The sequence below is a fragment of the Streptosporangium sp. NPDC049078 genome, from assembly GCF_040648855.1.
Taxonomy (GTDB): Bacteria; Actinomycetota; Actinomycetes; order Streptosporangiales; family Streptosporangiaceae; genus Streptosporangium.
Genome location: NZ_JBEZEL010000033.1, coordinates 52,824 through 67,263 on the forward strand (window position 1 = coordinate 52,824; position 14,440 = coordinate 67,263).

Sequence of the window (14,440 nt, forward strand, 5' to 3'; positions counted from 1 at the left end):
GCACGGTGCGCGCTCTCGTCTACACCAAGCCGAGCACCGTCGAGCTGCTCGATGTCGCCGACCCCCGGCCGATCGACGGTGAGGCCCTCGTCCAGGTCCGCGCGGTCGGCATCTGCGGCAGCGAGCTGCACGGCATCCGCGACAGCGGTTTCCGGCGGCCACCGCTGATCATGGGCCACGAGTTCGCCGGGACCACCCCCGACGGCCGCCGGGTCACGGTCAACCCCCTGCTCAGCTGCGGGGTGTGCGACCTGTGCCTGCTGGGCCGCGATCATCTCTGCCGTGAGCGGGCCATCCTGGGCATCCACCGGGCGGGGGCGTTCGCGGAGTACGTCTGCGTACCCGAGAAGGCCCTGCATCCGATCGAGCCGTCCATGTCGTTCGAGACGGCGGCGATGATCGAGCCCCTCGCCAACGGCGTGCACGCGCTGAACCTCGCCCGCCCGGCCGAGGGCGCCCGCGTCGCCGTGCTGGGCGCCGGCACGATCGGCCTGGTCTCCATGCTCGCGGCCAGGCGGTTCTCCGACCAGGTGGTGGTCTGCGACCTGTCGCGGGAGCGGCTGGAGGTGGCCGAGCGCCTGGGTGCGACCGCCGTCACCACCTCTCTGCGGGGCGAGTTCGACATCGTCGTGGACGCCGTCGGCGCGGCGGTGACGCACCGCGTGTCGGTGCAGCACCTGCGCCCGGGCGGCACCGCCGTGTGGGTGGGGCTGCTCAGCAGCGACGCCGCCTTCGACGGACAGAAGATCGTCCGTGAGGAGAAGCGTGTCGTCGGCTCGTACTGCTACACGGCGGCCGAGTTCGCCGACGCCGTGAGGCTCGCGGGGAGCCTCACGCTGGACTGGGCGTCCTGTTTCGACCTGGCCGACGGCGCGGCCATCTTCGGCGAGCTGATGGAAGGACGACAGGATGTCGTCAAGGCGCTGCTGCGCCCGTGGGGAGGGGAGTGAGATGTTCGGTGTACGTCTGCTTCATCTGGGCGACGGAGACGTTCCGGGTCCCGAGGTGTACTGGATGTCGGACTGGGACCGGTGGTATCGGCTCGCCTTCCAGGCCGTGCTGATCCAGGGCGAGGGGGTCACCGCGCTCGTCGGCACGGGACCGGCCGAGGACCTCGGCCCGATGAACGAGCAGTGGGCCGGTTTCCTCGGCGAGCGCGCGGCGATGCGGCGTGAGCCCGGCCAGTGGCTGCCCGACCAGCTGGCCGCGCACGGTGTCGCACCGGAGGATGTCACCCACGTCCTGCTGACGCCGCTGCAGCTTTACACCACCTCGAACGTCCCGTTGTTCCCGAACGCGCGGTTCTGCCTGACCGAGCGTGGCTGGACCCATTTCCACCGCACCAAGCGGCACCCGCACGACGACCGCTGGGCCTGCCTGCCGCCGGACGTGCTCGGCTATCTCACCCACGACGCGTGGGACCGGGTCCGGCTGCTCGCCGACGAGGACGAGGTGGTGCCGGGGATCCGTACCTGGTGGACCGGCTCGCACCATCGCGCCTCCATGGCCGTGGAGATCGACAGCACGGCGGGCGTGGTCACGGTGACCGACGCCTACTTCACCCGCCGCAACCTCGACACCGACCAGCCCATCGGGATCTGCGAGAACATCTACGAGGCGATGGCGGCCCACGAGCGGGTCCGCAGGGTGGCCGACGTGCCGCTGACCATCTACGACGCCGACCAGCTCACCCGCTACCCGGACGGCGTCGTCGCGGAGCTCCCCGGCTCGTGAACGCGGGAGGCCCGGCACCGCGACCGATCGCGCGGTGCCGGGCCTGCCGGGTCGTCTTCTCCGTGTCGTTTTTCCGTGCCGCGACCGGTCGCGGGGCCGTCCGCCCGTGCCCTGACGTCGCTCAGGACACGGGCCGGTAGTCCACCACCTTCTGCTCCTGCCGGCCCAGCCCGTCGATCTCCACGCTCACCACGTCGCCGGCCCTGAGGTAGGGGAAGCGGCCGGAGAGACCGACGCCCTCGGGGGTTCCGGTGCTGATGACGTCGCCGGGCAGCAGCAGCATGTGGTTGCTCAGGTGCACGATGAGCTCGGGCACCGAGAAGATCATGTCGGCGGTGCTGGAGTCCTGCCGGGGCTCGCCGTTGACCCAGGAGCGCAGCCGCAGCCGGTCGGGCCGGATCTCGGCCGCGGGCCGCAGCACCGGGCCGAGCGGGTTGAACGTCTCGGCGCACTTGCCCTTGGACCACTGGCCGCCCGACACCTCGATCTGGAACGCCCGCTCCGACAGGTCGTTGGAGAGCGCGTAGCCCGCCACGTAGTCGAGGGCCTCGGCCGGGTCGCTCAGATAGCGCGGGGTGCGCTTCATCACCACGGCGAGCTCGACCTCCCAGTCGGTCTTGACCGAACCGGGAGGGAGGATCACCTCGTCGCCGGGGCCGACCACGCAACCCGGGTGCTTCAGGAAGACCACGGGGTGCTCCGGCGGGGCCGCGCCGGACTCGGCCGCGTGGGCGGCGTAGTTCATCCCGATGCACACCACGGCGGCGGGCCGCGCGACGGGCGATCCGATCCGCTGCCCGGTCGTGTCGATCTCGGTGAGCTCACCCGTGGCCAGGGCGGCGGCGACCCGCTCGATGCCGTCGGCCGCGAAGAACGCGCCGTCGAGGTCGGCGGTGAGCGAGGTGAGGTCGTACTCGCGCCCCTCGTGCCGTACGGCGGGGCGTTCTGACCCGGCCGGGCCGAACCGGAAGAGTTCCATGTGAGTCCTTACGCGTTGCCGCCCGCGCCGACCTGGTAGCCCATGCGCAGCGAGAGCTGGTGAGCGGTCGAGCGGACGTTGTCGATGGTCGTGGCGATGAGCGCCGGCGTCTTGCGCATCTCGGGGATCGAGACGCTGATCGCGGCGCGGCCGCCTCCCCGGTGGCCGCTGAAGGGCGCGGCGATGCAGAACACGCCGGGGGTGTACTCGGAGTTGTCGGTCGCGTAGCCGTTCTCGCGTACCTCGTGCACGGCGGCGAGCAGGTGGGGCAGCGACGTGATGGTCTGAGGGGTGTACTGGACGAAGCGGACCTCGGCGAACCGTTCCCCGATCTCCTCGTCGCGGAGCTGGCTGAGCAGGGCCTTGCCGATCCCGGTGGCGTAGGCCGGCAGCCGGATGCCGACGCGGGAGGCGAGGCGCAGCTGCTGGTCGGGGTCGACCTTGGCGATGTAGACGTTGTCCGTGCCGTCGAGCGTGGCCAGCTGGACGGTCTCGTTCAGGGTGTCCCGCAGCGCCTCCATGTACGGCAGCGCCGCCTGCTCCAGGTCGGAGACCGCGACGTAGCTCTGGCCCGCCTGCCACAGCCGGATGCCGACGCGAAAGCGCCGGGTCTCGGCGTCCTGTTCCAGGAACCCCCTGGTGGCCATCGTGACGAGCAGCGTGTAGGTGCTGCTCTTCGGGATCTCCAGCAGGCGCTGGATCTCGGTCAGGGTGAGGCCGTCGCGATGGTCGGTCAGCAGGTCCAGAATGGCGAGGGTGCGGTCCGCCGACTTGACAAGTGGGTTCATGGCGATGGAAGGCCGTTCATGTAGGTAAACCGAGGTTCGGCTAGTGGCACCTTACCCGCTTCGCTGACGGGTGGGGAAAGCTCCGGTCGACCGCCCGGTGCGGCGGTTCGCGCTCGGGGGACGCCCGGCTGTGCCGCTCGCTCCGCGCGGTGGTCCGCGTCCTCGACCGGCGGTGTCAGCGGGCATTGGCCCGGGCACGCAACGGCACCTTGCGGATCTTGCCGGAGGACGTCTTGGGCAGTTCCCCGAACTCGAACCTGTCCGGCGCCTTGAACGCGGCGATCCGGCCGCGTACGTGCGCGCGCAGCTCCTCCGCGGTGGCCTCCGCGCCGGGGCGCAGGGTCACGAAGGCGAAGGGACGCTCGCCCCAGCGATCGTCGGGAACGCCGACCACCGCCGCCTCCAGGACCGCCGGATGACTGGCCAGGGCCGCCTCGACCTCGATCGAGGAGATGTTCTCCCCGCCGGAGACGATGATGTCCTTGGCGCGGTCACGCAGTTGCAGGTAGCCGTCCGGATGCAGCACGCCGAGGTCGCCGGTGCGGAACCAGCCGTCGGGCGCGGCGGCCCGGGTGGCCTCCTCGTCCCGGTAGTAGCCGAGCATCACCGTGTTGCCCCGCAGCGCGACCTCGCCGATCGTCTCCCCGTCCCGGGGCACGTCCCGGCCTTCGGCGTCGAGGACGCGCATCGCGCACGAGACCAGGTTCGAGACGCCCTGGCGGGCGCGGAGCAGTGCCTGCTCGCCGATCGGCAGGGCCGACCACTCGGGCCGCCAGTCGCAGATGGCCGCGGGGCCGAACGTCTCGGTCAGGCCGTACAGGTGGGTGACGTCGAAGCCGGCCCTGGCGCAGCCCTGGAGCAGGGTGGGCGACGGCGGCGCGCCGCCGACCGCGACCGTCACCCGATGGCCGTCGGGTGACGCGGGGGCGGTCTCGACCAGGGAGATCAGCACCGTGGGCGCGGCGCACAGCATGGTGACCCGCTCGGCGGCGATCAGTCGCCACACCTGGTGCGGGTCGGCTCCGCGCAGGCAGACGTGGACCCCGCCGACGGCCGTGACGGCCCAGGGGAACGCCCAGCCGTTGCAGTGGAACATCGGCAGCGTCCAGAGGTAGACGGCCTCCTGGGTGAGGCGGAAGTGGGCGACCATGGCCAGCGCTTGGAGGTAGGCGCCCCGGTGGTGGTACATGACCCCTTTGGGATGGCCGGTGGTTCCGCTGGTGTAGTTGAGGGCCATCAGCGCGTGCTCGTCCGTCACGGGCACCCGGTGTGGCGCGGCGTCGGCGCGCAGCCGCTCGTACTCCAGCGGGCCCACGGCTCTCAGGTCTTCCAGCGGTTCGGCGACCGCCTCGGCGAGTTCGGCGAACTCGGGGTCGAAGATCAGCAGCCGGGCACCCGAGTGCCGGACGATGTGGCGCAACTCCTCCGCCGAAAGCCTGATGTTGAGGGTGAGGAGCACCGCTCCCGCGTACAGCACGCCGAAATGCGACTCCAGGAGCAGCGGGGTGTTGGCGGCGAGCACGGCGACGCGGTCGCCGGGGCGCACCCCCAGGGCGGCGAGCGCGCCCGCCTGGCGCAGGCACCGCTCGTGCAGCTCGCGGTAGGTCAGCCGGAGTGGCCCGTCGATCACCGCCGTGCGGTCGGCGTGGACCGCCGCGGCCCGGTCCAGGAAGGCCGTCGGGGTGAGGGCCTCGAAACTCAGACCTGCGACGACGCCCGCGTCGGGCGTCCGACTGACATGAGCCGACACGGCAACTCCGCCTCTCTGTGGGGCTTCGCGGCCCATTGTCAGGTGGGTTCCGTATGCTGTCAAGCTGTTCATATATGTGAACTCAATGGCCGGGCCGGGCGGCGAACGACCCGGGTGCGGGAGGATCCCTCCGGTGGGCGGCGACGTTTGCCGGTTCGGGGTGAGGGCAGCCGTTGAGGTATCCGACGTGGCGTTACAGGAGGTCAGATGCTGCCCCGGAAGCAGAAGGTCGGCACGGTCGCGGTGATCGCCCACCAGAAGAAGACGTTCGGCGGCGGGCTTGACGAGCTGCGCAGGCTGCTCGCCGACGAGGGCGTCGGCGAACTGCTCTGGTACGAGGTGCCCAAGAGCAAGAAGGCGCCGAAGAAGGCGAAGAAGGCGCTGAAGGAAGGGGCCGACCTGGTCCTGGTGTGGGGCGGCGACGGCATGGTGCAGCGCTGCGTGGACGCGCTCGCGGGCTCCGGCGTCACGGTCGGCATCCTCCCGGCGGGGACGGCGAACCTCTTCGCGCAGAACCTGGGCATCCCCGAGGACCTGCCCAAGGCCGTGGACATCGCCTTCCACGGCGAGAGCAGGAAGCTGGACCTCGGAAAGGTCAACGGCGAGCACTTCGCGGTGATGGCCGGGGTCGGCTTCGACGCGGCGATGATCGAGGACGCCGATCGAGGGCTGAAGGACCGTCTGGGGCGGGTGGCGTACGTCTGGACGGGGCTGCGCCACGTCCGGGGAGAGCTCGTGCGGATGAAGGTCAAGATCGACGGCGTGACGTGGTTCGAGGGTGAGGCGAGCTGTCTGCTGCTGGGCAACGTCGGCACCATCACCGGCGGTGTCGAGGCGTTCGACGACGCGCGTCCCGACGACGGATGGCTGGAGATCGGCGTGACCACCGCGGAGGGGCCGATCCAGTGGGCCCGCGTGCTCGGCCGGATGAGCGTGGGGCGGTCCGACGAGTCGCCGTTCGTCAGGATGACCCGGGCGCGCAAGATGACCGCCACGTTCGCCACTCCCATGACCTACGAGCTGGACGGCGGCGCCAAGGGCAGCGTCACCGAGCTCAAGGCCAAGGTCGTGCCCGGCGGCATCACCATCCGTGTCCCCGAGTCCGCCGGCTCCGACCAGCCGTGATCGTGGATCGCCGGCCAGGCCGACGACGATCGTGAGCCGCCGGCTCCGATCGGCGGTGATCGTGGGGCGTCGTGTACCGGTGTCGGCCCGCGCGACATTCGGGGGGCGTCCCGACGCCCCCCGAAACCCCCTTTTAGTTAGCATTCATGACAAATACATATTCGATATGGTTCATCGACTGATTTCGCTTAACGGGAAAGAGCGGGGCGATGACCGGGGAACACTGGACGGAGAACGTCGCCCCCGGCGGCGAACACGACGCCCCGCCGGGCCCCCGTAGGGACCCCGTGCCGGTCCTTTCCGCTCCGGCTTCACGCGACGGCAACGACGACAACGCCGCCGCCGACGCTGCCCGGGCCCGCCCGCGGACCGCGTCCGAGAGGCCGGCAGGGACCGTGTACGAGCTGTGATCGAGGTGAGGGTCTCGATCGAGATGGACCACCCCGCGGCCGACATATGGCGCATCGTCGCCGACTTCGGCCAGGATCCCCGCTGGCGTGCGGGCGTGACCACGATGGCGCCCGACCCGCCGGGAATCGTCGTCCCGGGCACCACCACCGAGGAGATGTTCCGTTTCGCCGGGGGCGTCTACTACATCAGCGGTGTGGTGACCTCGGTGGTGCCCGGAAGGGAGTTCCTCTGGCGGGGGACGTCGGGAATCGAGGTCGTGGGCGGCAGATCGGTCGTGCCCCTGGATGACGACCGATGCCTGCTGACCATCTGGTTCCAGGTGAGGCCCCCGGGGCTGCTACGCCTGCGCGCTCCCATTCTCGGACGCATGCTCAGGCGCAAGCTCCAGCGGAACGCCCGCCGCCTCGGTGACCTGGTCACCTCGGACGCGTGACGTCGTCCACGGGCGGAGAGCGCCTCGGCGGCCCGTCGTTCACGCCGCCGGACCGTGGGTGATCGCCGCCCGCGGTGTTCGTCACGCCCGGGTGACCGTCATCTGCAGCTCGGTCACCCAGTTGTCGTAGTCGCCCTCGGGACAGTCGATGGAGACCTCCCGGGCCAGCCCGACACCCCGGTAGCCGTGCTCGTCGATCCAGTGGGCCAGCGTCTGGAACGTCGGGCCGACCTCCTCCATCGAGCCGCGGTGGATGATCGTGGCGGCCTGCTCGATCTCCGGCAGGTCCACGACGGCGAAGTCGTGGTCGTCGCTCGTCTCCGCGGCGACCTCCAGCCCGGCGTGCACGATCACCCGGCCGTCGGCCTCGGGTTCGTAGCGGGCGATGCCGTACCCGGTGACCTTCACGCCGGCCACGTCGAGACGGCGGCACAGCTCGGTGAAGAGGGGCTGGATGACGGGGCTTATGTCCTCGCCTTCGTAACTGGCCGCGACGGCGGTGAGTTCCGCCACGCGTGTCGAGGGGATCGGTTTGAGAAGGACCTCTTCCGGGTGCATGTGACCTTCCTTGGTGATCGTCGTGAGCCGTACCTCCACCCGGAGGAGCCTGGCCGTGTCCGCCGCGATCCGCTCCTCCAACTCGGCGCGGCGCAGCCGCAACATCCCGTACAGTTCCGCGGCGTCGACCCGCTCGTCCAAAATCGAACAGATCTGGCGCAGGGTGAGGCCGAGATCCTTCAGGGCGATGACGCGGTTGAGCCGGGACAGCTGGTCGGCCCGGTAGAAGCGGTGCCCGCTGTCCGGGTCGACATGGGCGGGCCTGAGCAGGCCGATCGCGTCGTAGTGGCGCAGCATGCGCACCGACACCTGGCCGAGCTGGGAGAACTCTCCGATACTGAACATGGTGCTTTCAGGTATAGGGGCTGACACCGTGTCAGCCGCAACCCCTCCCGGCCCTTCCCCGGGGGGAGCGCCCGGAGATAACCGGTTGCCCGGCGGTTCGGCACCGGGTGAGTATGGCGACCATGTCGCTGCGTTTTCACGAGATCGCCGAAGGCGGTCATCGCATCCTCAACCCGTTCACCGACGACAAGCTCGCGCTGCTCGGCGAGGTCGCCAGGCTCCGGCCGGGAATGCGCCTGCTCGATCTGTGCTGCGGCAAGGGGGAGATGCTCTGCCGGTGGTCCCTCGCCCACGGGATCGAGGGGGTCGGCGTCGACATCAGCGACGTCTTCCTCGACGCGGCGCGCGCCAGGGTCGAGGAACTCGGGGTGGCCGATCACGTCAGCCTGGAGAAGGGCGACGCGGGAGCCTACCGGGCGGAGGCGGGCGCGTTCGACGTCGTGTCCTGTCTGGGGGCGACCTGGATCGGCGGCGGGCTGGAGGGAACGGTCAAGCTGATGCTCCCCGCGCTGAAGGACGACGGGATCCTCCTCGTCGGCGAGCCGTACTGGACCTCCGAGCCGCCCGCCGGGGCGTACGAGTCGTTCGGCTTCGGCCCGGACGACTTCACCTCGCTGGCCGGGACGTTCGACCGGTTCGAGGCGGCGGGGGTCGAGGTGCTGGAGATGGTCCTCGCCGACCCCGACAGCTGGGACCGCTACATGGCGAGCCAGTGGTGGACGCTGAGCGACTGGCTGCGCGGCAACCCCGACGATCCGGAGGTCGGGGAGGTGCGCGACTTCCTGGAGCGCTCCCGTCGCTCGCACGTCGAGTACGGCAGGCGATACCTCGGCTGGGGCGTCTTCGTGGTGCGCCGCCGTTGACGGCTACTGGCGGGTAGGAATAGGTTCCTGGAGACCGGCCGGTCGGTTTGTCCGAGGAGTGCCGGCTCCGCCCGGCACGAGACCGAGGGCCCCGACCGTTCCATCGACCTGGAGGCGTGATGACCGACGTCCAGCTCGCCCGTCAATCCTGGCGCCGCCTGGAGCCCGTCCACGGGATGATCTATTTCGTGCCCGAGGCCACCGAGCGCTACGCCGCGCTCGGCCTCGATGAGCGAGCCGGCTACTTCGCCTCCCGTGCCGCGGCCTTCGGCACCGCCTCCGCCGAGCTGGTCATCGCGACCTTCTACAACTTCCACCCCGCCCTGGTGCGGCGCGCCCTTCCCGCCGCGTGGCAGGTCACGACCCCGGAGAAGCTGCTCGCGGCCCGCCTCGAAGCCGCGGGAGCGGCACTGCGCCGGGCCGGGATCCACGAGATCGACACCCTCGCCGAGACGACGGAACTCGCCGTCCGCGCCGCGGAGAGGGCGTGCGAGCACCCCCAGGGGCGCCCGCTGTTCGCCGCGCACGCCGCGTTGCCCTGGCCCTCCGAGCCGCTTCAACGGCTCTGGCACGCCCAGACGCTGCTTCGTGAGTTCCGGGGCGACGGGCACGTCGCGACCCTGCTGGCCGAGGGCGTCGGCCCGCTGGACGCGCTGGTCCTGCACGCCGCGGCCGGGCACGTCCCCACGGTGTTCCTCAAGCTCAGCCGCGACTGGCCCGAGGAGGAGTGGGCCTCGGCCGAGGAAGGGCTGCGCGGACGCGGCCTGCTCGCCGGCGACGAGCTCACCGAGGAGGGCGCGGCGCTCAGGCAGCGGATCGAGGACCGCACCGACGAGCTGGCGCTGCCCGCGTACGCCGCGCTCTCCGACGACGAACTGGCCCGCCTGGCGGAGCTGGCCCGCGTCTTCGGCCGGACCGTGGTGGACAAGGGCCTGCTCCCCTTCTCCCGCTGAGCCCGCGAAAGGTCGCGCTCGCGCGCGGTCACCTCCCGCCGGACAGCGGGGTCTTCGCTGGCCTTCCGCCAGGCGGGCCGAATCGCTTTCACGCGGTCGGCTCGCTTTCACGCGATCAGGTCGCTTTCACGCGGTTGGGCGCCCTCACTCAGCCGGACGCCCTCACACGGCCGGGTCGCCGACCTGGCCGATGAACAGCGGGGTCAGCGTCGGCCGGTGGACGATCGCGAAGGCGAACGGGTGGTCGGCACGGACCTCGGCCTCCGGTGCGGGCGGGCCCGACACGGCGAAAGCGAGACCGGTGACGGCGGCGGCCTCGGTACCCCACTCGTCCACGGTGATGTTGGCGCGGTGGACCGCCTGGTCGAGGAGGGCTCCGTCGGTGATCCCCGAGTAGTCGGTCCCCCGCAGCCCCAGTCTCGCGAGCGGTTCCGCCAGATCCAGGCTCGTGGAGAAGTCCCACCGGGGCATGGCGAGCCGCACCGGCCGCTCCTCAAGCCCGCGCGCCACCCCCGCCATCACGGCGGGGGAGAGCAGGTCACCGGGGGAACCGCCCGCTCGCGGCAGGAGGACCCACATGGCCAGCTCGTCTCCGGCGTAGCGCAACTCCACGGCCTGCCAGCCGGGTCCCGCCGCGTACGGGAGGAAGCCGTCCTTGCGCATCAGGGTCGTGCGTGTCGTCGTACCGTCCGCGCGGGTGAAGGCGGCGCCCTCCTCCGGCGCGTCGGTGAACGGCACCGTCCAGTCGGCCCGCAGGTAAACGGCGTTGGCGATGACCAGCCTGGTCCGCGCGGGCAGGTCGTCGAACACCTTTCTGATCCGCCCCGCGGTCCGCTCCTCGGCCCAGGCGTTGATGACCTCCGTGGCGTCGCCGGTGAAGTCCACCTGGCGCACGCCCGTGCCGTACTGCGCCGCGAGCGTACGCAGGAACTCGGGCTTGACGTCCAACCCCTCCTGGGTGAACAGGTCGTTGGCGATGCCCACGACCGGTGGTTCGGGCGCGCCCGCCTGGGCGTCCCGCTCCGCGTCCGGTTCCGGAAGGGGAGGCGGAGCGTCGGTCGTGACGATCTGCCTGGTGAGCGCGTTGAGCGAGGTGTGCGGACCGCCTGAGGGGAAGCCGAAGACCGCGTCGAGTTCGGTGGCGGTGTCTCCAGCGGCTCCCGCCCTCGCCAGGCCGAAGGCGTAACCGATGCTCAGAGGCGACAGGACGGTGTTGGCCCCGGGTTTCGCGGTCGCGGCGAACAGGGCGTGCCCGAAGGAGGTCAGACCGCGTACGGTCTCCTTGATCGGAGGATCCTTCGGAGTCTCCCGTTCCACCCCCTTCGCGGTGATCACGCTGGAGGAGGTCATGGCACACGCCGAGAGGGCGGCGACGGCCAGCAGGGCGGGTAACAGTCGGCGCATGATCCTGAAACGTACGCCGCCGCCGGGCGGTTCACCCGGTTCGCGCGGGCTTCGGGTCGCGTGCCGGGCGGCATCAGGTGATCGCGGCGAAGGCGCCGGCCCCGATGAGGGCGACGGCCCAGGCGAGGTCGAGGTTGAACCACGCCTTGCGGAGCACCGCCACGCCGAGCCGCTCGTAGACGACGAGGGCCAGAACGGTCGTCGTCACCAGCATGGACACCGTGTGCACCCCGGTCGTCAGCAGGCTCTGCGAGGCAAGCGCGGCGGCGTCGTGCCCTTCGTGACCCCCGTGCCCGCCGTGTCCACCGTGTCCGCTGTGCAGGGCGACAGGGAGCACCATCAGCCCGGCACCGTGAGCGGTGGCCATCAGGAACGACCACCCGGCCAGCTGCCACTTCGTCACCTTCATGCCGACCCAGCGGGGATGGCGCCGTCTCAGCAGCCGCCAGAGGCCGAACCCGCAGACCACGGCCGCCACGCCGTACGAGACCGCTTTCGGCGGGGCGGCCAGCCGGGCCGCCGACACCAGTACGAGCGTGATCAGCACCGAGCCCGCGTGGCCGAGCACGATGGGCGGCAGCGCGCGCAGCACCCCTTCGCGAGAGCGCTCCTGCAGCCCGAGCGCGACCGCGAAGAGCCAGCCCATGGCCGGGTTCAGGCCGTGGAAGGCACCGAGCCCGGCCAGGATGAGCAGGGACGTCAGATCCATCGGGTGTGCCTCGCGGGGAGTGGGAAGGTGTCGACGTCCGGTGGGAAGGTGGCCGGGATCACGGGAAGCAGTAGGAGTCGGAGGAGGAGTCGCCACCCTGCAGACGGATCTGGTGCGCGCGGCGGCCGTCGGAGGAGAAGTCGACGAAGAAGTCCGGATCGAGGGCGATCGAACCGTCGTCGGCGATGTCCACCTTCGCCATCCAGCCGGAGATGCCGTCGGGGTAGAAGACGTCGTCCCAGGAGCGGTAGAGCGAGTTGGTGAAATAGACCCGCCGTCCGTCCCTGCTCGCCTCGACCATCTGCGGCCCTCCGTTCAGCGCCCGGCCCCGAGCCGCCGGGTGGCCGTCACGCCTGGCGATCCCGCCGATCCGGACCGAGCCGGTCTCGCGTGGCGCGAACGGGTCGGAGACGTCGTACGCCTTGAGCTCACCGGTGCCCCAGGCGGAGACGAGCAGGATGCGGTCGTCAAGGGTGAGTGAGATGTCGCTGACCAGCGGTGGCACCGCGCCGAACTGCTTGAGCGGCTCGGGCAGCAGGTCGGGGTCGGCGGGCTCGGCCGGGATCGTGATCGTCTTGCGCGCCTTCCAGACGCCGTTCTCCAGGTACCAGGTGAAGATGTTGGCCGACAGGTCCTCGACGTTGATCACGGTGTTGACGAAACCGTAGGTCTTGGTCGGGTCGTGGGCGGGGCGAAGCTCCAGGGCCATCTGGTGCTGGTCACCCAGGTCGATCTCCTGAAGGTGTCTGCGCTTGGCCAGGTCCCAGACGTGCAGCCGGTGGCCGTACTGTCGGCCGACCAGAAGCTCCAGCGAGGGTCCCGGCTCGATCTGGTTGGGTGTTCCCCACTCGCTGGAGATCATCGTGTCATGCCCGAGGTGCCACCAGAAGTCGTAGTGCAGCCGCTGTGTCCCCCGGTCGGCCTCCCAGCGGCCCTTCGGCTCGAAGGTGTCGTGGTCGAGGGTGAAGATCCCGCCGGGCGCGTCGCCGTCCACGTCGCCGAGCGCGCTGACGTAGATGGCGTCGGTGCCGCAGTGGACGGTGTGCGGGCGGCTGTAGCCGGTCTTCTCGAAGATCGTCTCCGGTTCGATCGTCTTGACGAGCTTGGGTCGCCGGGGGTCGTCCTTGACGTCGAAAATGTAGATTCTGCTGGACCTCAGACCCGGAAGGACCAGGTAGCGGCGCTCCACGTGCGGGTGGGGCGCGTACGGGCACAGGGCCGCGCTGCACACGTTCCAGCCGAAGTGGTGGAGTTCGTCGCCGGGGACGGACATGTCGTGCACGTCGGCGATCGCCCCGGTCGACAGGTCGATCGTGGCGAGCCCGTCGGGCCGGCCGTCGCCGGTCGCGGCGAGCAGTGCGACGTAGGCGAGTTCCTCCTTCGGGGCCGTCATGGCCTCACGGGCCGACGGGTAGAAGGTGGGGTCGGGCTGGATGAGTGCCACGGCGAACTCCTGAACTCGTAGCCGGAATCGGTACCCAACTAATCATGTAGGAAAACTGCCTGTTGTCCAGTGGTCATTTTGTGTGACCGGTGCGGACGGGGGCACCTCCTCACGGTCTCCTGGCCGGTGAAACGAGAGGGCCGCTCGCGCGACCGGAGATCTTCCCGTAGGGAGGCCGTCGGAGGTTTCGAGAGACTCGTGAAAGGGCGCCTAACAGGGGAGAGGTGCGGGGCGTCGCGCCCCGCACCTCTCCGTATTTCAGTTGACGGTTACCCGTCCGGTGCGGCCGTTTCCGGACTTCACTCTCCCGGTCCTAAAGACCTTCGAAGTGAACCGCAGGACGGGAACACCTCAATCGACCTGTTTCCAGGAGACCGCTGAAAATCTCAGCAGACTCTCACGGCCGTGCAGATGGTCGGAGGAGCGGCGGCAGCCCAGACGATCGGGGCGGTGACGATCGGCGCCCTGACGATATGGGCCCTGACGACCGGGTAGCCGACAGTCGTTCCGCTGGTTGTCGCCGCTCCAGGCGGGCCTTGCGGTCCGATCGGCCCCTGAGGCCCGACGGGACCCTGAGGTCCTTCGGGCCCGGCTGGTCCTGCGGGTCCTGCCGGCCCTGCCGGTCCCTCGGGTCCGGGTACGCCGTCAGCGCCTGCGGGTCCGGGCGGTCCTGCGGGTCCTGCGGGTCCTGCCGGTCCTTCGGGTCCGGGTGCGCCATCGGCGCCTGCGGGTCCTGCCGGCCCTGGTGCGCCGTCGAGCCCGTCGGCACCAGCTGGCCCTTCTGGCCCTTCTGGCCCTTCTGGCCCTTCTGGCCCTTCTGGGCCTTCAGGGCCGGGGGCGCCGTCGAGTCCGTCGGCGCCTGCGGGTCCGGGTGGTCCTTCGGGTCCGGGTGCGCCGTCGGCGCCTGCGGGTCCGGGTGGTCCTTCGGGTCCGGGTGCGCCGTC

General features: G+C 70.6%; 13 protein-coding genes. 6 read left to right on the forward strand and 7 right to left on the reverse strand.

The features are described 5' to 3' along the window. The first annotated feature begins 5 nt into the window (after positions 1-5). Together AB0B90_RS38025 and AB0B90_RS38030 are read left to right on the forward strand one after the other, a co-directional pair. Entirely contained in the window at positions 6-950 is a 945-nt protein-coding gene (locus AB0B90_RS38025) for an alcohol dehydrogenase catalytic domain-containing protein (protein ID WP_350945848.1), read from the forward strand. Between the two features lies 1 nt (position 951). Further along, a complete protein-coding gene (locus AB0B90_RS38030) occupies positions 952-1,734 on the forward strand; it encodes a hypothetical protein (RefSeq protein ID WP_362926712.1) in 783 nt (260 codons plus the stop codon). Positions 1,735-1,855: 121 nt separating this feature from the next. Here AB0B90_RS38030 and AB0B90_RS38035 read toward each other — a convergent pair whose 3' ends face one another. From AB0B90_RS38035 to AB0B90_RS38045, 3 genes are all read right to left on the reverse strand, one after another. Further along, the gene (locus tag AB0B90_RS38035; protein WP_350945850.1) at positions 1,856-2,713 is read right to left on the reverse strand and encodes a fumarylacetoacetate hydrolase family protein; all 858 of its coding nucleotides are present in this window, start codon (positions 2,711-2,713) and stop codon (positions 1,856-1,858) included. 8 nt (positions 2,714-2,721) lie between these two features. Beyond that, complete coding sequence (locus tag AB0B90_RS38040) at positions 2,722-3,501, reverse strand: IclR family transcriptional regulator (RefSeq protein ID WP_350945851.1); 780 nt, start codon at positions 3,499-3,501, stop codon at positions 2,722-2,724. Between the two features lie 175 nt (positions 3,502-3,676). Next, positions 3,677-5,251, reverse strand: coding sequence for an acyl--CoA ligase family protein (locus AB0B90_RS38045; RefSeq protein WP_362926715.1), 1,575 nt, complete (start codon positions 5,249-5,251; stop codon positions 3,677-3,679). Positions 5,252-5,458: 207 nt separating this feature from the next. Here AB0B90_RS38045 and AB0B90_RS38050 point away from each other — a divergent pair, with 207 nt between their 5' ends. Continuing rightward, entirely contained in the window at positions 5,459-6,376 is a 918-nt protein-coding gene (locus tag AB0B90_RS38050) for a YegS/Rv2252/BmrU family lipid kinase (protein WP_350945853.1), read from the forward strand. Between the two features lie 406 nt (positions 6,377-6,782). After that, a complete protein-coding gene (locus tag AB0B90_RS38055) occupies positions 6,783-7,220 on the forward strand; it encodes an SRPBCC family protein (RefSeq protein ID WP_350945855.1) in 438 nt (145 codons plus the stop codon). Positions 7,221-7,301: 81 nt separating this feature from the next. On the opposite strand, the gene AB0B90_RS38060 is transcribed toward AB0B90_RS38055, so the two are convergent. After that, positions 7,302-8,123, reverse strand: a complete 822-nt coding sequence (locus tag AB0B90_RS38060) for a MerR family transcriptional regulator (RefSeq protein ID WP_350945856.1) — start codon at positions 8,121-8,123, stop codon at positions 7,302-7,304. Between the two features lie 122 nt (positions 8,124-8,245). Between AB0B90_RS38060 and AB0B90_RS38065 the strand changes: the two genes are divergently transcribed. After that, a complete protein-coding gene (locus AB0B90_RS38065; protein ID WP_350945857.1) occupies positions 8,246-8,986 on the forward strand; it encodes a methyltransferase domain-containing protein in 741 nt (246 codons plus the stop codon). Between the two features lie 119 nt (positions 8,987-9,105). After that, positions 9,106-9,939: a hypothetical protein gene (locus AB0B90_RS38070; protein WP_350945858.1), complete on the forward strand. Its 834-nt coding sequence runs from the start codon at positions 9,106-9,108 to the stop codon at positions 9,937-9,939. A gap of 162 nt (positions 9,940-10,101) precedes the next feature. Here the strand turns inward: AB0B90_RS38070 and AB0B90_RS38075 are convergent, their stop codons facing one another. The 3 genes from AB0B90_RS38075 to AB0B90_RS38085 form a co-directional block, all read right to left on the reverse strand. Then, positions 10,102-11,343, reverse strand: a complete 1,242-nt coding sequence (locus AB0B90_RS38075; protein WP_350945859.1) for a serpin family protein — start codon at positions 11,341-11,343, stop codon at positions 10,102-10,104. A gap of 73 nt (positions 11,344-11,416) precedes the next feature. After that, complete coding sequence (locus AB0B90_RS38080; RefSeq protein WP_350945860.1) at positions 11,417-12,052, reverse strand: hypothetical protein; 636 nt, start codon at positions 12,050-12,052, stop codon at positions 11,417-11,419. 58 nt (positions 12,053-12,110) lie between these two features. Continuing rightward, a complete protein-coding gene (locus tag AB0B90_RS38085; RefSeq protein WP_362926719.1) occupies positions 12,111-13,496 on the reverse strand; it encodes a selenium-binding protein SBP56-related protein in 1,386 nt (461 codons plus the stop codon). Positions 13,497-14,440: the final 944 nt, after the last annotated feature.